Source organism: Isoptericola nanjingensis (assembly GCF_050311635.1).
Lineage (GTDB): Bacteria > Actinomycetota > Actinomycetes > Actinomycetales > Cellulomonadaceae > Isoptericola > Isoptericola nanjingensis.
The window spans coordinates 321,518-344,660 of sequence record NZ_JBNOZL010000008.1 but is presented as its reverse complement, the minus strand read 5'-3'; the positions used below and the strand labels follow the sequence as shown (position 1 = coordinate 344,660).

The following is a 23,143-nucleotide window of genomic DNA, read 5'->3' as shown; positions in this document are numbered from 1 at the left end:
ACCTCTTGTGGGTCTACGGTGGCGGGATGACGCACCCACCCATCCCTCCCGAGGGCACCCCGCAGGACGGCGCACCCGACCCGCAGCAGGGCGTGCGCACCGTCACCGAGGCGAAGGCGCTCGCCGCCCTCGCCCACCCCTACCGGGCCCGCCTCATGGACGCGCTCAAGGTCGACGGCCCCTCCACCGCGTCCACGCTCGCGCGCCGCACGGGGCAGGCCGTCGGCAGCGCCAGCCACCACCTCAAGGTGCTGCACGACGCCGGCCTCGTCGCCGAGGCCCCCGAGCTCGCCCGCGACCGACGCGAGCGCTGGTGGCGCCTCGTCGCGCCACGGCTCCGCTGGTCGCGTCAGGAGTTCGCCGCGGACGCCGCCGCCGTGACCGCCGCGCAGGCCGCCGAGGCGCTCCACCTCCAGCGCCAGTTCGACCGGGTCCGGGAGTGGCAGGCCAACGCCGGGTCGGCGCCCGAGTGGGACGGCGCCGCGTTCGCGACCGAGACGTGGGTGCACCTGTCCCCGGAGGAGCTCGCCGCGCTCGGCGAGGAGATCACGGCCGTCCTCGTGCGCTGGGCCGAGCGCCCGCGCCCGGACGACGGCGTCGAGCGCGAGCCCGTGCTCGTCTTCGGCCGCGGGTTCCCCGCCCAGCCATGACCGCCGCCACGGCCGACGCCGCCGTCGTCCCGCTCGCGCGCAACCGCGGCTTCCGGCGGCTCTGGGTGGGCGAGGGCGTCAGCGTGCTGGGCAACGCCACCACGTCGGTGCTGCTCCCCCTCGTCGCGGTGCTCGAGCTCGACGCCGGGGCCGCGGTGGTCGGCCTGCTCACGGCGGCGGCGTGGCTGCCGTGGCTCGTCATCGGCCTGCCCGCCGGCGCGTGGATCGACCGGCTCCCGGCACGGGCCGTGATGATCGTGGCCGACCTGGTGGCCGCCGTCGCCGTCGGCGGCGTCCCCGTCGCCGCCGCGCTCGACACGCTGACCCTGCCGCACCTCGTCGGCGCCGCGCTCGCCGCGGGCGTCAGCACCGTCTTCTTCCGCACCGCGTACACCGTCTTCCTCCCCCAGGTCGTGCCCGACGAGCAGCTCGAGGCCGCGAACGCGCGCCTGCTCGGCACGGAGTCGGGCATGCAGGTGGCGGGGCCGGGGATCGGCGGCGCGACGGCGCAGGCGCTCGGCGCCGCCGCCGGGCTGGCCCTGGACGCGGCGAGCTTCCTCGTCTCGGCCTTCTGCCTCTGGCGCGTCCGGCCGGAGCGGCAGCCGGAGCGACCGCCCCAGGCGCCGCTGCGGGTGCGTATCCGCGAAGGCGTGGCGTTCGTGGCCTCCGACCGCTACCTGCGCTGGTTCGTCGTCGTGGGCGGGATCTCCAACTTCGGCCTCACCGGGTACACCGCACTGCTCGTGCTGTTCCTCGTGGACACCGTCGGCCTCGGCCCGTCCGCACTGGGTGTCGTGATGACCGTCGGCGCGTGCGGAGGCCTGCTCGGCGCGACCGTGGCCACCTGGCTCAGCCGGCACCTCGGCAGCGCCCGCGCCACGGTGCTGCTCATCGTCGCCGGCGGGCCGCCCGCGCTCCTGGTGGGCCTCGGGGGTGGCGGCGCGCAGGTCGCGTGGACCGTCGCCGGCCTCTTCCTGGTCGGGCTCGCGGTGGTCTCCGGGAACGTGCTGCGCGGGGCGTGGCGGCAGCGCTACGTGCCGCAACCCCTGATGGGTCGCGTCGTCACGACCAGCCAGTTCGTCAACTTCGGCACGATGCCGCTCGCCGGGCTCGCCGCGGGCGCCCTGGGCGAGGTGCTCGGCGTGCGCGAGACCGTGCTGCTCATGGCGGCGGTGCACTGCGCCGCCTGCCTCAGCGCGCTGCGCAGCCCGCTGCGCAGCCTGCGGGAGATGCCGGCACCGCGGGAGATGCCGCCGGTCGTCACGCCGTCGCGCTGACCGGCGACACGATCTCCTCGTTGCCGCCGGGCTGGACGGCCACCACCTTCTCCATCCCCTCCGCGGCGTCACCGGTGGACTCCCGGCCCACGACGCGCGAGTCGGGGATCACCCGGCGGAACGGACGCTCGTCGCCGCCGGCGATCCGCTCGACGAGCAGGTCCACCGCCGTGCGGGCGATCTGCTCGCGCCCCGGGTCCACGGAGCTGAGGGTCGGCACGGAGTACCGCACGTCGTCGACGTCGTCGAAGCCGATCAGCGCGACGTCGCCCGGCACCTCGATCCGGCGGGCGTGCAGCGCGTGCAGCGCGCCCAGGGCCATCGCGTCGTTGAGGGCGAAGACGGCGTCGATCTCGACGCCGGAGTCGAGCAGCCGCGCCATCGACTCCGACCCGGTCGAGCGGTGCCACAGCCCGGCCTCGGAGACCAGCGCGGGGTCGTACGGGAGCCCGGCGGCCGCCAGACCCTGCCGGTAGCCCTCGGTCCGCAGGGCGGCGGAGCCGACCAGCTCGCCCTCGTGCGCGCCGACGACCGCGATCCGCGTCCGGCCCAGCGACGCGAGGTGCAGCGTGGCGGCGCGCGCCGCGGCCACGTTGTTCATCGTCACGTGGTCGGCCGGGGCGTCGAAGACGCGCTCGCCCAGCACCACCAGCGGGAAGTCGACCTCGAACAGCCCGACGTCGTCCTGCCCGAGCGCCAGCGGCGAGAAGATCACGCCGTCCGTGAGGTGGCGTCGGCGGCCGTCGAGCAGCTCGATCTCGCGCTCGCGCACCGACCCGGTCTGCTCGATGAGCACGGTGAGGCCCTGCTCCTCGGCAGAGCGGATCACGGAGTCCGCGAGCTCGGCGAAGTACGGCAGCCGCAGCTCCGGCACGGCGAGCGTGATCATGTCCGTGCGCTGCGTGCGCAGGTTGCGCGCCGTGGTGTTGAGGCGGTACCCGAGGTGCTCGATCGCCTCCTCGACGCGCCGGCGCGTCTCGGGCCGGATGTGCGGGTACCCGTTCACGACGTTCGACACCGTCTTGATCGACACGCCGGCCCGCTGGGCCACGTCGTGCATGGTCACGCGCATGCCGCTCACCTTCCCGACCGCCCTCGGTCGCCGGGCCGCGCCGATGCCGCGGCCGGGACCCAGACGCGCATCGGACCCTCTCCTCGATTGCCCCACACAGCGTAGGGCACGGCCCGGACCTGCAGGTCCACGGGGGCGACGGGCGCGTCGCCCTCCACGGCGCCGTCCACGGCGCGGTAGAGCGGGACCCCCGCGGACGACGTCGCGCGCCCGGAGCCGACCAGCGTCGCCCCGACGCCCAGGACGTCGTCCGCCGGCCCCACCTCGAGGCCGGCGGCGAGGTCGAGCGTCACGTCCTCGAGGGCGACCCCGTGGTCGACCTGCTCCAGGCAGTGCACCAGGGGACCGCGGGCCAGGGCGACGCAGCCCCGCACGGCGTCGACGTGCGGGTGCGCGGCGAGCGCGCGCGGCTCCATCGGCAGGCTCAGCCGCACGCGGCGCGCGCCGGCCCCGACCCGCAGGTAGCCGCGGGCGTCGAGCACCGCGGCGACGTCGACGGCGGCACCGTCCACCTCCAGCCGGGTGCGCGCGGCGTCCGCCCAGCCGGGCAGCCGCAGCGCGAGCGGCACCGGCGACGGGGCGTCCGCGGTGAGGACGACGTCTCCGTCCCACGGGTAGCCGGTCCGGATCCGCACGCGCGACCCGTCCCCGTCCTCGAGGTCGGCGTCGGCGTACAGGTGCACGGCGAGCGCGCCGTCGTCGGCGTCCCGGCTGGCGACCATGGTGTGCAGCGACGCGACCAGCCGCGCCAGGTTGGGCGGGCAGCACGCGCAGGCGAACCAGCCGCGCCGACCGGACGCCTGGTACTCGTCCGCCCCGTCGTGGCCGGTGCGCACCTGCAGCGGGTTCGAGTAGAAGAAGGCCGTGCCGTCCGTCGACGTGGCCGCCGCGACCACGTTGAGCAGGGCGTGCTCGAGCGAGTCCGCGTACCGCGCCTCGCCCGTGGCGAGCAGCATCCGCCAGTCCCACAGCACGCTCGCCACCCCGGCGCACGACTCGGCGTACGCGCGGTCGGGCGGCAGCTCGAAGGGGTCGCCGAAGGACTCGTCCTTGTGCCGCGAGCCCATCCCGCCGGTGACGTGCGTGCGTCGCCCGTGCGCGTCGTCCCACTGCCGCGCGGCGGCCGCGAGCAGCGCGTCCTCCCCGGTCTCGAGGTAGAGGTCGACGACGCCGGCCAGCAGGTAGAGCTGCCGGACGGCGTGCCCGGCCACCTCGTCCGCGGCGCGCACCGGCGTCGCGTCCTGGTGGTAGGCGGGCTCGAACGGGCCGGAGCCGAGGCGGCCGTACCCGCGCAGGTCGAGCATCCGGCGGGCGGCCTCGCGGTACGCCGGGTCACCCGTCTCGCGGTAGAGCTCCACGAACGCCGACTCGACCTCCGGGTGCCCGCACACGAGCTCCTCGCCCTCGTCCAGGCGGGACACGACGTCGTCCGCCCACGCCGTCGCGACGTCGAGAAGGTCGTCCCGGCCGGTGGCACGCGCCCGCGCGACGCCCGCCTGCACCAGGTGGCCCAGCACGTACAGCTCGTGCCCCCAGCGCAGGTCGGCGTACGGCTCGGCGGACGCCGCCGCCCCGCCGAGCACGTGCGAGTCCAGGTAGCCGGACGGCGCCTGGACCCGGCGCAGCAGGCCGACGACGCGCCGCACCTCGTCCTCGTGCCGCGGGGCACCGGAGCGTGCCGACTCCCACGCGACCGCCTCGAGCGTCTTGTGCACGTCCGAGTCGGCGAAGTTGAAGCCGCGGTACGGGCCGTCGTGGTGCTCGGGGTCGGCAGGGTCGAGCAGGCGGCGCAGGTTGTCGAGGGCCCCCGACGTCTCCAACGCCCCGAGGCAGTGCGGGACCGTCGCGGCGGCGTTGCGCTCCTGCCACCGTCCGAGGAGCCCGGACGGCTCGAGCCGCGCCGCCCCGGCGGGCAGCGGGCGGGTGCGCGCCGCGGGCAGCGCACCGCCCACGGGCCCCGCCCCGGCCGGCGCGGCGTCGGCCGTCACTTGATCGACCCGAGGGACAGGCCGCCCTGCCAGTACTTCTGCAGGGCGAGGAACGCCACGATCAGGGGCAGGATCGACACGAGCGCGCCGGTGGTGATGAGGTTCCACACCTGCTCGCCGCCCGCCCCCGCGTTCGACAGCGCCTGCCACTGGTTGATGCCCACCGTGACGGGCAGCAGCTGCGGGTCGCGCAGCACGGCCAGCGGGAGGAAGAAGTTGTTCCACGTCGCGACGGTCGTCAGCAGCAGGACCGTGACGAACGCCGGCCGCAGCAGCGGCAGCGCGACGCGGAAGAACAGGCGCAGCTCCCCCGCGCCGTCGACCCGGCCGGCGTCGAGCATCTCGTCCGGGATGGCGTCGACGGCGTACACGCGCACGAGGTAGACGCCGATCGGGCTGAGCAGCGACGGCAGGATCACGGCCCACATCGTGTTGATCATGCCGAGCTGGCTGAGCAGCACGAACGTGGGGATGGTCAGCGCCGTGAGCGGCACCATCACGGAGCCCAGCAGCATGGAGAAGTAGAGGTTGCGGCCGCGGAACCGGTACTTGGCCAGGGCGTACCCGGCCAGCACGGCGAGCACCGTGGACCCCACGCCGCCGACGATCGCGTACACGAACGAGTTGCGCATCCACGTCCAGTAGATGCCGCCCTGGTACGTGAACAGCTGCTTCACGTTGTCCCACAGCGCGAACTCGTCGTTGAACCACAGGGCGCCGCCGGAGCCCACGAACAAGCCGCTGTTCGACTTCGTGGACCCGACGACGAGCCACCACAGCGGCACGACGAAGTAGAGCACCGCGAGGAGCAGGAACACGTGGGAGCCGATCCGGCGCTGTCGCGGCCGGCGCGAGAGGGTCTGCTGCGTCGCCGTCGTCGTCATCACTTCAGTCCGCTCTGCTTGCGGGTGGCGTACAGGAACACGTACGACCCGATGAACACGAGGATCCCGAGCGCGAACGCGATCGTGGAGGCGTAGTTGAACTGGCTGTAGGAGAACGCCATCGAGTACGCGTACATGTTCGGGGTGTAGGTGGTGGGGATCGCGCCCTGCGCGACCGACCGCAGCACCGTCGGCTCGGTGAAGAACTGCAGGGTGCCGATGAGCGCGAACACCACGATCATCACCATCGACGACGCGATCATCGGGATCTTGATCCGGAACGCGATCGCCCGGTTCCCGGCGCCGTCGAGCCTGGCCGCCTCGTACACCGACGGGTCGATCGCCCGCAGCGCGGCGTAGACGATGATCATGTAGTAGCCCACCCACTGCCAGGTCACGATGTTGACCAGCGAGCCGAAGACGAGGTCGCGGCTGAGGAAGTCGGGCGCGGCCAGGCCGAAGAGCCCGAAGACGTCGTTCGCGGGGCCGAACCGCGGGCTGTACAGGAATCCCCACATCAGCGCACCGATGACGGCGGGGATGGCGTACGGCACGAAGACGAGCAGCCGCGACGCCTTCGACAGGCGGGTGGCCAGCGTGTCGAGCACGAGCGCGATCGCCACGGCGAGGCCGATCTGGATCGGCACCATGACGAGCACGAACCGGCCCACCCGCGCCATGCCGGACAGGAAGTCCGCGTCGGTGAACACGCGCACGTAGTTGGCCACGCCGGTGAAGACGCTCTCGCCCCCGGTCGCGATGCCCTTGGTGTGCAGGCTGAGCCAGAAGGCGTACCCGAGCGGCACCAGCAGGAACAGCACGAACACGACCGTGAACGGGGCGAGGAACAGCCAGCCCCACCACTGCCGCTTCGTGTCGAGCAGGCTCTGCCCGCGTCGTCCGCCCGCGGGGCGGGCGCGCTGCGCCGTCGCCGGCGCGGCGGAAGTCGTCGAGGTCATCACGGAGCCCCCTCCTGTCGGTGCGGTGCTTGTCGACCCTGTGCTTGTCGACCCTGTGCGCGTCATCGGACCGTGAACCCCTGCTGCTCGGCGTAGCGCACCAGGCTGTCCTGGATGGTCGCCAGCGCGTCGGCGGCGGTCGAGTCGCCCTCGACCATGTCGTAGAGGGCCATGGTCTGGCGGTCGTACGCGTACACCTGGAACGGGCTGAACGTGAAGCCCGGGTACTGGGCCGCCGCGTCGAGGAAGACATCGCGGTTGACCTGCTGGCCGCCGAAGAACGGGTAGCGGCGGTCGGTGAACCACGGCGCGTCGAGCGCGAGGTTCCACAGCGGGAACAGGCCGGCGTCCTCGACGCCGATCTTCCACGTCTCCTCGTCGTCGAACAGCTCCATCGCGACGGTGGCGGCCGCCTCGGGGTCCGTGGCCTGGGAGGTGACCGCGAGCGCCGAGCCGCCCTGGTTCACCTGGACCGGGTTCGCCGGGTCCCACTGCGGCAGCGGCGCGGCCTTCCACTCGGCGCCGGAGTCGGCGTCCGACAGCCCCTCGAGGTAGCCGGGGCCCCATGCGGCGGCGATGTAGACGGCGTAGGTGCCGTCCACCAGGGACGTGTTGTAGTCGCTGGTGAACGCGTCGTCGCTGGACACGAGGCCGCGGTCGATGAGGTCCTCCCAGTAGGACAGGACGTGCCGCGCCTCGGGGGTGTCGACGTCGATGCCGATCTGGTCGCGCCGTGCCGGGTCGTAGGCGAACGGCGCCCAGCCGGCCTGCGCGAACAGCGCGTAGTTGAATGCGCCGCCGTTCGTGGCGTAGTTGGTGATGTAGCCGTCGTAGCCGGCGTCGCGCAGGTCCTGCGCGGCCTGGGCGAACTCGTCCCAGGTGGTCGGCGGCTCGACGCCGTACGTCGAGAAGATGTCGGCCCGGTACAGCATGCCCACGGGGCCGCCGTCGACCGGGACGGCGAACACCGAGCCGCCGCTCGAGACGTCCGACCAGGCGCCGGCGGGGAACTGGTCCTCGAGGACGGCGGCGCCGTACGGCGCGAGGTCGGCGAGCCCGTCGAGGATCGTGTAGGTCGGCAGGATCTCGGACTCGAGCTGGATGACGTCGGGCGCCCCGGTGCCCGCCTCGAGGGCGGTGGAGAACTTGCCGTACTCGTCGGCGCCCTGGCCCGCGTTGGTCCAGCAGATCTGGACGTCGTCGTGCTGGGCGTTGAACGTGTCCACGATCTGCTCGACGGCGGGGTACCAGGCCCAGAGGGTGACGCGCGTGGCGTCGGGCTTGGTGATCTCGTTGGTGCAGCTCGTGTTGCCCGCCGGGCCGGCGTCGTCGCCGGGAGCGCACGCCGCGAGCGACAGGCCGGCCAGACCGGCGGCCGTCGCCGCCACGGCGCGTCGCAAGCCTCTGCGCATGCCGATTCCTCCTCGAGTCGTCCGGACCCAGATCCTCCTGGGCCGATTGGTGCCGCGCGCGGCGACCGTGGTTGACTCTACATCGTTGTACACGGTGGCTTCACCATCGCCCACTTCGACGAGGAACGTGAGACCCATGACGGCTCCCCACACCGATGCCCGCCCCGCCCCCGCCGCTCCCGACCACGCCCCCGGCGCCACCGCAGGCGCCCGCGTCACCCTGCACCCCGACTTCCGCCGCGGCGCCGTCGACCGCCGCCTGTTCGGCTCGTTCGTCGAGCACCTCGGCCGTGCCGTGTACACCGGCATCTACGAGCCGGGTCACGCCGCCGCGGACGAGCACGGCTTCCGCCGCGACGTCGCGGACCTGGTCCACGAGCTGGGCGTGCCGATGGTGCGCTACCCCGGCGGCAACTTCGTCTCCAACTACGTGTGGGAGGACGCCGTCGGCCCGGTCGAGCAGCGCAAGCCGTTCCTCGACCTCGCCTGGCGCACCGTCGAGCCGAACCTCGTCGGCACCGACGAGTTCCTGCAGTGGGCGGAGCGCGAGGGCGTCGAGCCGATGATGGCGGTCAACCTCGGCACCCGCGGCGTCGACGCCGCGGCCGCCCTGGTCGAGTACTGCAACGGCGAGGCCGGCACCCGGTGGGCCGACCTGCGCATCGCCAACGGCCGTGAGAAGCCCTACGGCGTGACGCTGTGGTGCCTCGGCAACGAGATGGACGGCCCGTGGCAGATCGGCCAGAAGGACGCTCACGAGTACGGCAAGCTCGCCGCCGAGGCCGGCAAGGCGATGAAGCTCGTCGACCCGTCGATCTCGCTGATCGTGTGCGGTTCGTCGTCCATGCAGATGCCCACGTTCGGCGCGTGGGAGCGCACGGTCCTGTCGTACACGTACGACCTGGTGGACCACATCTCCATGCACGCCTACTACGAGGAGATCGACGGCGACCGCGCGTCCTTCCTCGCGTCGGGCACCGCCATGGACCGGTTCATCGACCGGGTCGTCGCCTCGGCGGACGCCGTCGGCGCAGAGCGGCGCAGCGACAAGGCCATCACCATCAGCTTCGACGAGTGGAACGTCTGGTACAACACCACCCGCTTCGGCGGCGAGGAGAACCTGCCGATCCAGCGCGACGCCCCGCGCATCATCGAGGACGTCTACTCCGGCCTCGACGCCGTCGTGGTGGGCGACCTCATGGTCACCCTGCTCAACCACGCCGACCGCGTGCCCGTCGCGTGCCTCGCGCAGCTCGTCAACGTCATCGCGCCGATCATGACCGCGCCGGGCGGCGAGGCGTGGCGCCAGCCCACGTTCCACCCGTTCGCGACGACGTCGCGCCTCGCGCGCGGCACGGCGCTCGACGTGCGCGTGGACGCGCCGACGTACGACACCGCGCAGCACGGCGCCGCGCCGGTCGTCACCGCCGCCGCGACGGTGGACGACGACGGCTCGCTCGGCCTGTTCCTCACCAACCGGTCCGACCGGGTGGTCGAGGTCGAGCTGGCCCACGTCGGCGCCGCGCTCGGCCTCACCGAGGGCTGGCAGATGGTGGCGGACCACGAGCCCGCCGTCGAGGGCCCGGAGCACGCCGCGAAGGTCGCCGAGGCCTGCTGGTCCACGGTCGACGTCGCCTCCGCCGCGACGCCGGGCGCCGGCGGCACGACCCGCGTGCGGCTCGCCCCCGAGTCCTGGACCGCGTTCGCCGGGACGTTCGCCCGCGCCTGAGCCCCCGCTGACGCCGAACAGGCGGTTGACACCGTCATCGCGAGCGATCGCGCCCCCTGGTGTCAACCGCCTGTCCGACCTCAGGGCGGCCGGGGGGGGCAACGTCGTGTCCGGTGGCCGACAACCGGCGGACCGGGCACTGTGACTCGCATGGGCGAGTCCCCCGCGGTCCCCCGCGCGTCGTGGCGCTGGGCCCTGGCCGCCGCGACGGTGGCCGGCGTGGCCGTGGCGGCCGCGCTCGGCGCGTACGCGGACGCGCACCCGGGCGACGGTGCCCCGCTGCTGACCCTGTGGTTCACCGACATGCTGGCGATGAAGGCGTGGCTGTCCACCGCCGCCGTCTCGCTCCTCCTGGTCCAGCTCGTCTCCGCCCTGGCGATGTACGGCCGGCTGCCGGGCGTCCGGGAGGCCCCGGGCTGGGTCGGCCTGCTGCACCGGTGGAGCGGCGTGGCCGCGTTCGGCCTCACGCTGCCGGTCGCCTTCGCGTGCGTCTGGTCGATCGGGTTGGAGGACGATCCCGCGCGGGTGCTGGTGCACTCCGTCGCCGGCTGCCTGTTCTACGGCGCGTTCACGGTCAAGATGCTCGCCCTGCGCGTGCGCGGCCTGCCGCCCGTCGTGCTGCCCCTGCTCGGCGGCTCGGTGGTGGCGCTCCTCGCCCTCGTCTGGTCCACCTCCGCGCTCTGGTACCTCACCGGGGGCATCGCGTGACGGGCCCCGCCGCTCCCGCCCCGGACGGTCCGGGACCGTCGCGACGCGACGTCGTCGAGGGCCTCGCCGTCGCGCTGCTCGCCGGCGTCGGCGGCTTCGCCTGGTTCTCCGCCTCCGGTCCGCCGTCCGAAAGCGAGCGCGAGGAGCTCGAGGACCAGCGCGACGAGGAGCAGGACGAGCTCGAGGACCAGCAGGACGACGAGCGTGACGACGACGAGGACCGGCAGGACGACGAGCAGGACGACGACGAGGACCGCAGCGGTCCGGACCGGGGGCGAGGATGAGGCGACCGTTCCGGCAGCGCCTGCCCACGCTGGTGCTGATCGCGCTGGCCGCCGCGACCGTCGGCGCGATGCTGGCCGCGCTGCGCTGACCGTCGCCCGACAGGGCTCAGACGGTGGCGTGCCGCCTCACGATGCGGCTCACCGTCGCGCGCGACACGTCGAAGCGCTCGGCGATCTCCCGGTGCGTGAGCCCGTCGTCGGCGAGCTCGACGATCCGACGGTCGCGGTCGCCCCGGTCGTCGGGCTGCTCGTCCGCCGTCGCGGCCGCGGGCTCCTCCGCCGTGGCCGCGGGCGCCTGCGGCGCGGCGGGCTCGACCGGGACGTCGACCGCGGTGTCCTCCGCGGCCTCCCCGTCCGGCGAGGTGCCGTGGGCCGTGAGGAACGCGGACCGCTGGGCGAGCGCGCCGCCCAGCGCCGGGTCCGCCTGCCGGAGCAGGTCGAACACCTCGACCCGGCGGGTGTGGCCCGTCTCCGGCAGCGGCTCGCGCGTGCCCGGGAGCCCGCTGTCGACCTCCACGTCGGCGGGCCGGGGCTCCGGCTCGTCGCCCTCCTCGGCACCACGGCCCTGCACGGCGGGTTCGACCGCCGGGTCCGGCCCCAGGTCCTCGTCCACGTCGTCGAACCAGGCCTGCACCACCGCGTCGTCCACCGCGTCGTCCACCGCGTCGTCCACCGCGTCGTCCACCGCGTCGTCCACCGCGTCGTCCACCGCGTCGTCCCGGCGCCCGGCCGCGTCGACGACGGGCGTCGCGCCCGTGAGCGCCGCCTGGAGGTCGTCGGCGAACGCGTCGTCGGCGAACGCGCCGCCCTCCACCGCCGTCGTCGTGACGACCGGCTCGGGGGCTGGCTGTCGCAGGGCCGCCGGCGACGGCGCGACGAGCTCCGGCGCCGGTGCGGCGGGCGCCGGCAGCGCGCGCGGGCCCGTGGCGGCCGCACCGCGGGCGACGCCACGCTCGACGGAGCTCGCGCCGATGAGGTCGAGGCGGTTGCCGTGCCGCTCGGCGGCCTCGAGCCGCTCCACCCAGACCTGCATGCGCCGCTCGAAGTCCTCGACCGTGAGCAGCTTCAGCGCGGCGTCGCGGGCGGCCCGCTGGCGGCTGTGCGCCGTCCGCACCTTGCGCATGCCCGCGTGGTTCCCGGTGCTGTCGAGGCGCGCGTCTCGCCACAGCTCGAGGGCGGTGACGTACTGGTGCACGCGGTGCTCGCGGCGGCGCTCGTCGAGCGTGTGCCCCGTGACGAGGTGGCGCTCGCCCACCAGCGCCAGGTGCCACATGAGGGCGGCGACCAGCGGCGGCACGAACCGGAACGCGACCATGTACGGCGTGCTCGCGTCCGGCACGGCGATCTCGTGCAGCGCCGCGAACATGCCGGACGTGCCCGACAGGATCCACGTCAGGGTGAGGAGCACGCCGTACGGCCGCCCCTCGAGGGCGGCGTTGCGCGCCATGAGGGCGACGGCGACGAGGCTGACCTCGAGGAAGCCGGCGAGGGCGTACGCCTCGGCCGGGGACATCCCCGCCACCTCCAGGCCGAAGAGCACCATGCCGCTGTACGCCAGGGCGGTCGCGATGGTCGCGGCGACGACGACCGCGACCATCGGCAGGTGCCGCCCGCGGTAGCGCACCGTGGCGCGGGCGGGGCCCGTGGTGTCGGTCGTCGGGTCGTGCTGGGTCACGTCATTCCTCCGGGAGTCGCTGATCTGCGCGCATGTCAGATCTGCGCATATACCAGCATTGGGACGATCCAGGCGTCAACGACACCTCGGGTGAACCCGTCAGCCCTTGACCGCTCCCCCGAGCCCGGCGCCGCGCAGGAACAGCCGCTGGAAGACCAGGAACATCGCCACCGGGAGCACGGTCGAGATCGCCAGGGCCGCGAGGAAGACGCCCAGCTCGGTGGACGCCTCGATCGCGGGCAGCCGCACCGACAGCGGCTGGATCTCCGGGTCCTTGAGCACCAGCAGCGGCCACAGGAAGTCCTTCCAGGCCGCGATGACGGCGAACACCGACACGACGCCGAGGATCGGCTTCGACATCGGCAGCACGATCGACCAGAACAGCCGGTACGGCCCGGCGCCGTCGACCCGCGCGGCCTCGAAGACCTCGCGCGGCAGGTTGTCGAAGAACCGCTGCACCAGCAGCACGTTGAACGCGCTCGCGCCGGCCGGGAGCCACACGGCCCAGAAGCTGTCGACCAGCGACCGGCCCAGCAGCGGCGGGTCGAGGATCGTCAGGTACAGCGGCACGAGCAGCACGACGGCGGGCACGAACATCGTCGACAGGACGAGCGCCTGCACCACCTTCCCGTAGCGCGGCCGCAGCACCGACAGCGCGTAGCCGCCCGTCGTCGCGACCACGAGCTGCACGGCCCACGACCCGAGCGCCAGCCACACCGTGTTCATGAAGTACCGGCTGACCTGGACGTCGTTCCAGGCCCGCTCGAGGTTCTCCCACGCGATGCCGTGCGGGAACAGGGCCAGGGGCGTGCGCAGGATGTCCTGCGTCGGGGTGACGGCGTACTTCGCCAGCAGCAGCATCGGGCCGAGCCCGACGACGACGAGCAGCACGAGCAGCAGCACGTGCGTGCCGCCCATCCCCCAGCGGACCGCGGGACGGCGCCAGTCGGGCGCGGACAGCGCGCCGCGGTCGCCGTCGTCGGACGGGGTGGCGCGACGGCGCGCGCCGCGCGCCGGGGCGGGACGTGCGGTGGACGAGAGCGTCATGACGTGCTCCAGGACCGGGTGAGCCGGAAGTAGAGGACGGAGAAGACCGCGAGGACCGCCGCCAGCATGAGCGACAGCGCGGTCGCGGCGCCGTAGTCGCCGCCGAGGCTGTTCTGGAACGCGTACCGGTAGATGAGCAGCAGCACGGTCACGGTGGCGTTGTTCGGCCCGCCCCCGGTGAACAGGTACGGCTCGAGGAACACCTGCGCCGTACCGATGACCTGCAGGATCAGCGTGATGAACAGGACCCCGCGCAGCTGCGGCAGCGTGACGTGCCAGATCTTGCGCCACAGCCCGGCGCCGTCCACCTCGGAGGCGTCGTACAGCTCGGCGGGCACGCTCGTGAGGGCCGCGAGGTAGATGATCACGGTGCCGCCGGCGCCGGCCCAGGTCGCGGCGAGCACGAGGGACGGCATGGCCCACGACGCGTCCTGCAGCCACGGGTACGGGCCGAGGCCCACCCAGCCGAGGATCGTGTTGAACACACCGGTCGGCCCGCCCTTGTAGAAGAACTTCCACAGCAGGACGGCGACGACGGGCGGCACCACGACCGGCAGGTACGCGAGCGCCGAGTAGAGGCCGCGGCCGCGGCGCACCTCGCGCATGAGCACCGCGGCGACCAGCGGCACGGGGTAGCCGAACAGCAGGGCCAGGAACGCGAAGTACAGGGTGTTCTGCACGGCCTTCCACAGCAGAGGGTCGGCCAGCACGTGCCGGAAGTTGTCCAGCCCGACGAACGTCGGGTCGGTGACGAGGTTCGTCTCCTGCACGCTCATGATCACGGCGCGCACGATCGGGAACCACGAGAAGACGCCGAAGATCACCAGCAGCGGGAGCAGGCAGACGAGGCTGTGCAGCCCGCCCCCGCGCAGCCAGGTGGCCGGGCCCCGGCGCGGGCGGCCGGCACCGGCCGCCCGCGCGGGTGCGGCGACGTCGCCGCGAGGAGAGGTGGTGACGGTCACGGTCAGCCCTGGTCGAGCAGCGCCTGGGCCTGCGTGTTCGCGTCGGCGAGCAGGGCGTCGATGTCCGCGTCCTCGTCCGTGAGCACCGCCTGCACGACCGGGTCGAGCAGCGCGTACACCTCCTGCGTCTTCTGCGACGGCTCGCCGGCCAGCGGCAGGTCGAACATCGCGTCGGTGAACGCCGTCATCTGGTCGAGCGGCACGTTGACGTAGTCCGCGATCCACTCCTGGTTCAGCTCGTACTGCTCCTTCGAGAACATCGGCAGGACGGGCGTGCCCACGGGCTGGTCGTTCTTGGCGAGGGTCTCGGCGTCGGCGACGGCGCGGTCATCGTCGACCAGCTTGTTCAGGTAGAAGAAGTCGATCCACTTGATCGCGGCGTCCTTGACGCCCTCGTCGACGTTCGCCGGGACCCCCGCGAGGGTGCCGCCGGTGAGCGTGGCCGACTCGGGGGCGTCGGACAGCGGGATCGGCGCGAGGCCGTAGGTGTCCGGGTCGACCGCGTTGGTCTGCACCAGCGAGGTGTAGATGTCCGAGCCCGAGGTGAACATGCCCACCTGGCCCGCCGCGAACTCCTGGTTGATGCTGCCCCAGTCGAGCAGGAAGTTGCCGCCCATCGACTCGTCCTCCCACCGCAGGTCGTGGAGGAACTGGAGCGTCTCCTGGGTGCCCGGGTTGTCGAGGGTCGCCGTGGCCTTCTGGTCCGCGTCGGTCTCGACGGTGCGGCCGCCGCGCGCGACGGTCTGCGCCGTGAGCTGCCAGCCGCCCGTGTTGTTCTGGGTCATCGTGGCGTAGCCGGCGACGCCCGGGTTGGCGTCGGCGATCTTCTTCGCGTACTCGCGCACCTGCTCCCAGGTGGTCGGAGGGCTGTCGGGGTCGAGGCCGGCCGACTCGAAGAGCTGGCGGTTGTAGTGCAGGGCGACCGGGTAGGCGTTCTTCGCCGGGATCGCGTACACGTGGCCGTCCTCGCCCGTGCCGGCCTCGAGGATCGTCGGGTTGAACTGCTCGGCGTACGGCAGGGCCCGGAACTGGGCGTCCATGTCGGCGAGCTGGCCGTTCTCCACCAGTCCCTGGGCGTCGGTGAACGGGATCTCGAAGACGTCGGGCAGCGTGCCGCCCGCGAGCTGGGCGGCGAACGTCGTCGCCTTCCACTCGTACTCCTCGGGCTGGACGTCGATGTCGGGGTTCGCCTTCTCGAACTCCGCGACCTGGTCCTCGAAGGCGGCGACCGCCTCCTCGGTGGACCCGGGCAGCAGGGAGACCACCGAGAGGGTGACCTGCCCCGCCGAGTTCGTGCTCTCGTCCTGCGGGTCGCCCCCGCCGGAGCACGCCGCGAGGGCGCCCGCCGTGAGCGCGCCCACCAGGGCGAGCGCGGCCGGCTTTCGTGTGGACTTCATCGTCACTCCCTTGTCGATGTCACCGTCGAAGGAATCGCGGTGGTGCAGCTGGTCGGTGCGGGCAGGAGGGGTTCAGGCGGGCCGGCTCACGGGCGGAGCCAGACCGCGACGTCGGTGGCGATCCGCGCGAGCGGCTCGCGGGGGTCGGCGCTGTGCAGCACGACGTCGGCGTCGGCCGGCAGCGGGACGGGCTCGGGCCCGAGGTTGACGACGCACACCAGCCCGGGGGTTCCGGGTACGCCGCCGCGGGCGAACGCGAGGACGTCGTCGCCGACCGGGACGTCGCCGACGGCGTCGAGCCAGCGCAGGCGGCGGTCGTGCAGCGCGGGCTCGGTGCGGCGGGCCGCGAGCGCCCGGCGGTACAGGGCGAGCGTCGACGCCGGGTCCGCGTCCTGCGCCTCGACCGACAGTCCGCCCCACGCCGCCGGCTGCGGCAGCCAGGGCGGAGCGCCGCCGTCGGGGCCGAAGCCGAACGAGCTGCCGCCGCGCGTCCAGGGCAGCGGCACGCGGCAGCCGTCGCGGCCGGGGTCGATGCCGCCGGAGCGGTCGTGCATCGGGTCCTGGATGAGCTCGCGCGGCAGGTCCTCGACCTCGGGGAGGCCCAGCTCGTCGCCCTGGTAGACGTACAGGGCGCCCGGCAGGGCGGCGACGAGCAGTGCCGCGGCGCGGGCCCGGCGGCGCCCGAGGTCGAGGTCCGTCGGGGTGCCGAAGCGCTTGGCCGCGAACGCGAACGACGAGTCCGCGCGTCCGTAGCGGGTCACCGGCCGGGTGACGTCGTGGTTGGACAGCACCCAGGTGGCCGGCGCGCCGACGGGAGCGTGCGCGTCGAGCGTCGTCGTGATCGACTCGCGCAGCGCCTTGGCGTCCCACGGGCGAGCCATGAAGTCGAAGTTGAACGCCGTGTGCATCTCGTCGGGGCGCAGGAACCGCGTGAAGCGGTCCGTGTCCGGCAGCCACACCTCGCCGACCAGCACGCGCGGCTCGTCGTAGGAGTCGGCCACCGCCCGCCAGGCCCGGTAGACGTCGTGCAGCTCGTCGCGGTCGACGTGCGGGTGCTCCCCCGGCCCCGGGTGCTCCGGGACCTCGGGCAGCGCCGGGTCCTTGACGAGCAGCGCGGCGGAGTCGATGCGGATGCCGGCGGCGCCGCGGTCGAACCAGAAGCGCAGGATCTCCTCGTGCTCGCGGCGCACGTCGGGGTGGTCCCAGTTGAGGTCCGGCTGCGACGGCGCGAACAGGTGCAGGTACCACTCGCCGGGGGTGCCGTCCGGGTCGGTCGTGCGGGTCCAGGTGGTGCCCTGGAAGTCGGAGACCCAGCGGGTGGGCAGCTCCTCGCCGCCCTCCCCCCGGCCGGGCCGGAACCAGAACCGCTCGCGCTCCGGCGACCCGGGACCGGCGGCCAGCGCGTCGCGGAACCACGGGTGCTCGGCGGAGACGTGGTTGGGCACGACGTCGACGATCGTGCGGATGCCGAGCTCGCGGGCCTCCGCGATGAGCGCCTCCGCCTCGGCGAGCGTGCCGAACTGCGGGTCGATCGCGCGGTAGTCCGCGACGTCGTACCCCCCGTCCGCCAGCGGCGACACGTACCAGGGGGTGAACCAGATCGCGTCGACCCCGAGGTCCCGCAGGTACCCGAGGTGCTGCCGCACCCCGGCGAGGTCGCCCGTGCCGTCGCCGTTCCCGTCGGCGAACGAGCGCGGGTAGACCTGGTAGATCACCGCGCTGCGCCACCACTCGGCGTCCTGCCCCTTGCTCACCGATGAGCTCCTTCCGCGTCGTCGCGTCGATGAGCAGGACAGTAATGAGGTGACGCATAGTGCGCAAGAACTTGACAGCAGCGTTATCGAACCGCGACATCAACACCGAACAGACGCGCGCACAGGAACGGCCGGCAGGGCGACACGAGTCGCCCGGCCGGCCGTCGAGAGGGAGGCGGCGCGGGTGTCAGCCCGCGGCGCGCGGGGCCGCCGCCGTCGACCGGCGCACGACGAGCTCCGGCTCGAAGAGCAGCTCGTCGCGCGACACGGTGGCGCCCGCGATCATGCTGGCCAGGATGTCGACCGCCGCGCGGCCCATCGCGTCGATCGGCTGCCGGACGGTCGTGAGCGCCGGATCCGTGGAGTTCATCAGCGCGGAGTCGTCGTAGCCGACCACCGACACGTCGCGCGGCACCTCGAGCCCGGCCCGCCGCACGGCACGCACGGCACCGAGCGCGAGCGGGTCCGACGCGCACAGGATCGCCGTCGCGCCGGCGTCGAGCAGGCGGCCCGTCGAGGCCTGCCCGCTCTCGAGGGAGTACTGGCTGTGCACCACGAGCTCGTCGGGGAGCTCGACGCCGTGCCGCTGCGCGAAGCCGCGCGCCGCCGCGAGCTTGCGCTCCGACGGCACGTGGTCGCGCGGGCCCAGCAGCAGCCCGATGCGCGTGTGCCCCATGGACACCAGGTGCTCCAGCGCCTGGTGCGTGGCGATCAGGTCGTCGCACGAGACGTGCGGGAAGTCGAGGCTCTCGATGGACGCGTTGATGAGCACCACCGGCAGGTTCAGCGCCTGGAGCCGCTCGTAGTGCGCGTGGTCGGCGTCGCGCTCCGCGTAGAAGCCGCCCGCGAAGATGACCCCCGACACCTGCTGACCCAGCAGCAGGTCGATGTACTCGGCCTCGGAGATGCCGCCCGCGGTGCGCGTGCACAGCACGGGCGTGTACCCCTGCTGCGCCAGCGCCCCGCCCACCACCTCCGCGAAGGCGGGGAAGATCGGGTTCGCCAGCTCCGGCAGCACCAGGCCCACCAGGCGCGGCCGGTCGCCGCGCAGCTTGGTGGGCCGCTCGTAGCCCAGCACGTCCAGCGCCGTGAGCACGGCGTCCCGGGTCGCCTGCGACACCCCCGGCTTGCCGTTGAGCACGCGGCTGACCGTCGCCTCGCTGACCCCCACCTTCGCGGCCACGTCGGCCAGTCGTCTCGACATGTCCTCGACTGTACACGCGACCACGCAAGCGGCTTGCGCTTCTTGCGGCGTTTGCGCATCGGTCCTCCGGGAGTTGTCAGGGCCACGCGCGGGTCTCCCTGCACATGGCCCTGACAACGCGCCGCCCGGGGCGTCGGTGTCGGCCCGTCAGCCGTTCGCGGACCGCCAGGGACCGTGGCGGTCGCCGGGCTCCTGGTTCCTGGTCCACCACCTCGCGGTGTAGACCCTGCCCTGGTGCTCGACGACGTCACCGGCGTCGAAGATCCGCGACGGCGTCCACACAGCGGTCCCGTCGGCGGTCTCGGCGACCTCCTGCCACGGGCCCCAGTCGGACTCGCCCGGCGCCTGGTCGCGGGTCCACCAGGCCGCCTCCCACACGGAGCCGTCGTGCGTGACGAGCTCGCCCGCGGTGTAGGTCGTGCCGGCGTCCCACGCGGGCACCTGGGGCGCCTCCGCCTCGGCGAGCCGCAGGAACGTGATGGAGTGCGCCGGGAAGTCGTAGGTGAACGACGTCCCCGCCCCCTCGAACGTCCGGTCCACGGGCACCACGCGCTCGGGCCGGGTCTTGGTGTTGGTCGCCGACGGGTCGGCCGTCATCTCGGTGACGGTCGCGGTCGTGGCCGGCTCGAAGCCGCCCGTCACCTCGACGTCGGTGCGCGCCACGGCGTCGCCGACGTTGACCACCTTGGCCACGAGCCCGCCGGTCTCCTCGTCGTGGGTCACGACCTGGAACAGCGACTTCGTCACCGGCTCGGTGTACGTGAGCTGCAGCTCCCCGTCGAGGTAGAGCTCGATGGTGCGTCCCTCGACGACGACCTTGATCCGGTAGTCACGACCGTTCTCCAGCGGCGTGAACGACTCCGCCGCGGCGACCTCGCCCTGGCGCGCGCCGTCGGCCCGCTCCAGCACGGACCGGGTGTTGCCCCACCCGCCGACGTTCCACCAGTAGAAGTCGTCGCTCGCGCTCGCGCCGAACCCGACGAGGAAGCCCTCGGCGCCGCCGGTCTTCCGGGCCGTCACCTCCATCGTGTAGTCGTGCCAGTCCTCGTCGTAGGCCCCGGCGACCACGCTGCGCGCGTCCTCGACGCCCGCGTCGGACTGCACGTACGCGCCGTCGGTCACGGACCAGTCGCCGCGCTGCGCCTCCCACCGCGACGCGTCGTCGAAGCCGTCGGAGAACAGGACGTCGCCGGTCGCGTTGTCGGTGACCCGCACGTCGTCGTACTGCGCCTGCGTGAGCCAGGTCGACAGGAAGACGCCGCCGTCGACGTCCGGCGGGACGACGTCCGGACCGTCGCCGAGCTCCGACGGGACCACCTGGTCGCCGGCGTTCGTCATGAACATCTGCTGGGTGTAGTAGTTCACCGAGCCCCACGACTCGTCGTTGTCGAACCACATCATGTCCGGCGACCACTGCACGTAGTCCTCGTTGGCGAACATCGGCGCGTAGGAGGCCAGCTCGACGACGTCGGCGTTGCGCTCCAGCCCCGTCATGTAGGCCGCCTCCGCCAGCGCGTTGCCGAACGTGTTCCCCTTCGACGCGTACTCGCCGAGGAAGACGTGCGGGCCGCCCCGGTCGTACGTGTCGTACCGGGCGTCGTTCGTGAGGAACCACGACGGGTCGTTGTAGTAGTGCTCGTCGACCATCGCCACGCCCTGCTCGCGGTTGAAATCCCAGAGCTCGTCGAAGCGGGTGCCCGCGTCGTCGGGCCCGGAGTTGGAGATCACCGTGATGTCCGGGAACTCCGCCTCGATGGCGTCGCGGAACGCCGGGAAGTTCTCCTGGAACTTCGGCGTGTTCTCCTCGTTGCCCAGGCCGATGTACGGCAGGTCGAACGGCTCCGGGTGCCCCAGCTCGGCGCGCTTCGCGCCCCACTCGGTGTCGGTGGAGCCCGTGGCGAACTCGATGAGGTCGAGCGTGTCCTGGATCCAGCGCGGGCGCTGGTCGTCGGTCATCTCCGGGATGCGCGACCCGCAGCCGTTGGCGCCCACCGACACGACGGGCAGCGCGAACGCGCCGAGGTCCTCGGCGAACTCGAGGTACTCGAGGTAGCCGATGCCGTACGACTGGTTGTATCCCCAGAAGTTCCAGTTGGTGGGGCGCTCCTCGACCGGGCCGATGGTCTCCTTCCACTGGTACGTCCGCTGCCGGTCCTGGCCGTCGGACTCGAGGTAGGAGTCGAAGGTGCCCACGTTGGTGACGCAGCCGCCGGGGAACCGCAGGAAGCTCGGGTCGAGCGCCGCGACCTTCTCCGCGAGGTCCTTGCGCAGCGTGCTCCTGCCGTTGACCGGCCCCACCCACGTGTCCTGGGGGAACAGGGACACCATGTCGAGGCGCAGCGTGCTCGCGGCGCCCGAGGCGACCCGCAGGCGCGCGGCGTTCGTCGTCGCGGACGCCGTCACCGTCGCCGTGTACCGCGCCCACTCGTCGGAGCCGTCGACCGCGACCGTCGCCGTCCCGTACGTCGTGGCGCCGTCGGCGGAGACGAGGGTCGCCGTGAGGTCCTGCGCGACGTCGCTGCGCGCCCAGACGGAGAAGTCGTACGACGCCCCCTCGCTCAGCGCGACGCCCTCGTTGTACGAGGAGTTCGAGACGCCGGTCGTGCCGTCGGACGTGACCGTGAGGTAGTGCCGGTTGCTGTCGTTGAGCCACTCGCCGCGCGCGGACTCGACGGCGACGTCGCCGCCGCCGGTCTGCTCCCAGCCCGTCAGGCCGGTGAAGCCCGCGTTGTCCTCCGTGGCGAACTCGAACGACCGGTTGCGCACCAGCTCGGCGTACAGGCCGCCGTCGGCGGCGTAGTTGATGTCCTCGTAGAACACGCCGTACAGGTCGTCGCTCATCTCGGTGCGCTCGCCGGCGGAGTCGATGGTGAGCTGCTGCTCGACGACCTCCGGCTCGCCCTCCGGGTACGCCTCGAGCAGCGCCTGCTGCTCCGCCGTCGTGATCGGCAGCACCGTGCCGTGCCGCGGGTGGCTCGGCAGCTCGGCGTCGGGCACCGAGGTCCAGTCCCCGCTCGCCAGGTCGTCGGTGCGGAACAGCATGTACCCCTGGCCGCCGTGGTACGACGGTTGGTCGATCATCATGAACCAGGAGTCGTCGGTCAGGGACGGGAAGACCGTGGGCCCCTCCCCCGCGGTGAACTCGCCGCCCCACGGGTTGGGCTCGCCGACGCCCACGTGCTCCGCGACCAGGTCCCACCCGTCGCCGTCGGTCACGCCCTGCGTGCGGGCCAGGTCGTCGGAGGACTCCTCGCGGACGGTCATGTCCGCCTCGTCCTTGGTGAACCGGTAGTAGGTGCCGTCCTCGACCGCCACGGTCGAGTCGATCATGCCGCGGCCCGCGCCGCGCTCCTCGTCGATCCACACCTGCGGCTCGGAGAAGCTGCCCACGGAGAAGTCGGGCGTCGTGGCGGACAGCATCCGCTGGTACGACGTCGCGATGTCGCGGTCCTCGGGGGCGACGTCGTCCGGGTACAGGGCGGACGCCCAGTAGACGACGAACTGTCCGGCCTCGGCGTCCCAGGTCGCCTCGGGGGCCCAGAGGTTGCCGGCGCCCGGCGGCGCGACCTCGACCTCCTGCTGGTCGGACCAGTGGATCAGGTCGTCCGACGACCAGACCATCATCGACCGGCTGCCGGTCTCCTGGGCGTCGCCGAAGTTCCCGCCGCCCGCGATCTTCAGGTCGGTGGCGAGCAGGTAGTACCTGCCGGTCTCGGGGTTGCGGGTGAGGAACGGGTCGCGCAGCCCCTGCGTGCCGAGGGTGGACTCGAGGACGGGCTCACCGCCGTTCAGCGTGGTCCACGCGGTGGGGTCGTCGGCCTCGCTGACGGCCAGGTAGATCTTCTCGCCGCCGTCCTGCTCGCCGGCGAAGTAGGGGAAGACGTAGGCGCCGAAGCCGTCGCCCGCCGCTGACGTGGCCGTCGACTGCAGGGCGGGGGCCGCCCGCGGCGGGACGGCCGCAGCCGCCGTGGCGGGCAGCACGAGGGCGAGGGCCGCGGCCGCCAGGGGCCGCGACCATCGGGGCCCGTGCTGCCTCGATGGGATGTGCATCGTTGTAGAACCTCCGTGTCGTACGTCGTCGTACAGGTGCGGGGGGTGCGGAGGGGCGGCGGGGCCGACGGCGCGTGCCGCCGTCCCCGCC

The 23,143-nt window shown here is 73.1% G+C and carries 17 protein-coding genes; 5 read left to right on the top strand and 12 right to left on the bottom strand.

All coding sequences use genetic code 11. The annotated features are described in order from the left end of the window. Window positions 1-26 precede the first annotated feature (26 nt). Complete coding sequence (locus ACQP6G_RS17845; RefSeq protein WP_429766269.1) at window positions 27-650, top strand: ArsR/SmtB family transcription factor; 624 nt, start codon at window positions 27-29, stop codon at window positions 648-650. Further along, complete coding sequence (locus tag ACQP6G_RS17840; protein WP_429766267.1) at window positions 647-1,927, top strand: MFS transporter; 1,281 nt, start codon at window positions 647-649, stop codon at window positions 1,925-1,927. The genes ACQP6G_RS17845 and ACQP6G_RS17840 overlap by 4 nt, the downstream gene beginning before the upstream one ends. Here ACQP6G_RS17840 and ACQP6G_RS17835 read toward each other — a convergent pair. The 5 genes from ACQP6G_RS17835 to ACQP6G_RS17815 form a co-directional block, all read right to left on the bottom strand. Next, complete coding sequence (locus ACQP6G_RS17835) at window positions 1,911-2,999, bottom strand: LacI family DNA-binding transcriptional regulator (protein ID WP_429766266.1); 1,089 nt, start codon at window positions 2,997-2,999, stop codon at window positions 1,911-1,913. The two genes, ACQP6G_RS17840 and ACQP6G_RS17835, sit on opposite strands and share 17 nt — an antisense overlap. A 5-nt stretch (window positions 3,000-3,004) precedes the next feature. Continuing rightward, the gene (locus ACQP6G_RS17830) at window positions 3,005-4,987 is read right to left on the bottom strand and encodes a glycoside hydrolase family 127 protein (RefSeq protein WP_429766265.1); all 1,983 of its coding nucleotides are present in this window, start codon (window positions 4,985-4,987) and stop codon (window positions 3,005-3,007) included. Continuing rightward, window positions 4,984-5,871, bottom strand: coding sequence for a carbohydrate ABC transporter permease (locus tag ACQP6G_RS17825; RefSeq protein ID WP_429766263.1), 888 nt, complete (start codon window positions 5,869-5,871; stop codon window positions 4,984-4,986). Before ACQP6G_RS17825 ends, ACQP6G_RS17830 begins: the two co-directional genes overlap by 4 nt. Further along, window positions 5,871-6,830, bottom strand: a complete 960-nt coding sequence (locus ACQP6G_RS17820) for a carbohydrate ABC transporter permease (RefSeq protein WP_429766262.1) — start codon at window positions 6,828-6,830, stop codon at window positions 5,871-5,873. The genes ACQP6G_RS17825 and ACQP6G_RS17820 overlap by 1 nt, the downstream gene beginning before the upstream one ends. Before the next feature lie 62 nt (window positions 6,831-6,892). After that, window positions 6,893-8,242 carry an ABC transporter substrate-binding protein gene (locus tag ACQP6G_RS17815; RefSeq protein ID WP_429766261.1) on the bottom strand — a complete coding sequence of 450 codons (1,350 nt, stop codon included), beginning with the start codon at window positions 8,240-8,242 and terminating at the stop codon, window positions 6,893-6,895. A gap of 136 nt (window positions 8,243-8,378) precedes the next feature. Here ACQP6G_RS17815 and arfA point away from each other — a divergent pair, with 136 nt between their 5' ends. From arfA to ACQP6G_RS17800, 3 genes are all read left to right on the top strand, one after another. Continuing rightward, the gene (gene arfA, locus ACQP6G_RS17810; protein WP_429766260.1) at window positions 8,379-9,971 is read left to right on the top strand and encodes an arabinosylfuranosidase ArfA; all 1,593 of its coding nucleotides are present in this window, start codon (window positions 8,379-8,381) and stop codon (window positions 9,969-9,971) included. Window positions 9,972-10,121: 150 nt separating this feature from the next. Then, window positions 10,122-10,679, top strand: a complete 558-nt coding sequence (locus ACQP6G_RS17805) for a DUF6529 family protein (protein WP_429766259.1) — start codon at window positions 10,122-10,124, stop codon at window positions 10,677-10,679. Further along, window positions 10,676-10,963: a hypothetical protein gene (locus ACQP6G_RS17800; RefSeq protein WP_429766257.1), complete on the top strand. Its 288-nt coding sequence runs from the start codon at window positions 10,676-10,678 to the stop codon at window positions 10,961-10,963. The genes ACQP6G_RS17805 and ACQP6G_RS17800 overlap by 4 nt, the downstream gene beginning before the upstream one ends. 106 nt (window positions 10,964-11,069) lie before the next feature. On the opposite strand, the gene ACQP6G_RS17795 is transcribed toward ACQP6G_RS17800, so the two are convergent. The 7 genes from ACQP6G_RS17795 to ACQP6G_RS17765 all read right to left on the bottom strand — a co-directional run bounded on the left by ACQP6G_RS17795 (window position 11,070) and on the right by ACQP6G_RS17765 (window position 23,052). Further along, window positions 11,070-12,638, bottom strand: coding sequence for a helix-turn-helix domain-containing protein (locus tag ACQP6G_RS17795; protein WP_429766255.1), 1,569 nt, complete (start codon window positions 12,636-12,638; stop codon window positions 11,070-11,072). Window positions 12,639-12,737: 99 nt separating this feature from the next. Beyond that, the gene (locus ACQP6G_RS17790) at window positions 12,738-13,685 is read right to left on the bottom strand and encodes a carbohydrate ABC transporter permease (RefSeq protein ID WP_429766253.1); all 948 of its coding nucleotides are present in this window, start codon (window positions 13,683-13,685) and stop codon (window positions 12,738-12,740) included. After that, entirely contained in the window at window positions 13,682-14,647 is a 966-nt protein-coding gene (locus ACQP6G_RS17785; protein ID WP_429766252.1) for a carbohydrate ABC transporter permease, read from the bottom strand. Before ACQP6G_RS17785 ends, ACQP6G_RS17790 begins: the two co-directional genes overlap by 4 nt. A gap of 2 nt (window positions 14,648-14,649) precedes the next feature. Then, window positions 14,650-16,044 (bottom strand): extracellular solute-binding protein, encoded by a 1,395-nt coding sequence (locus ACQP6G_RS17780; RefSeq protein ID WP_429766250.1) that lies wholly within the window; start codon window positions 16,042-16,044, stop codon window positions 14,650-14,652. Window positions 16,045-16,130: 86 nt separating this feature from the next. Next, window positions 16,131-17,798 carry a glycoside hydrolase family 13 protein gene (locus tag ACQP6G_RS17775; protein WP_429766248.1) on the bottom strand — a complete coding sequence of 556 codons (1,668 nt, stop codon included), beginning with the start codon at window positions 17,796-17,798 and terminating at the stop codon, window positions 16,131-16,133. 187 nt (window positions 17,799-17,985) lie between these two features. After that, window positions 17,986-19,002 (bottom strand): LacI family DNA-binding transcriptional regulator, encoded by a 1,017-nt coding sequence (locus tag ACQP6G_RS17770; protein ID WP_429766246.1) that lies wholly within the window; start codon window positions 19,000-19,002, stop codon window positions 17,986-17,988. A gap of 147 nt (window positions 19,003-19,149) precedes the next feature. Further along, window positions 19,150-23,052, bottom strand: coding sequence for an alpha-L-arabinofuranosidase C-terminal domain-containing protein (locus ACQP6G_RS17765; protein ID WP_429766244.1), 3,903 nt, complete (start codon window positions 23,050-23,052; stop codon window positions 19,150-19,152). Window positions 23,053-23,143 lie beyond the last annotated feature (91 nt).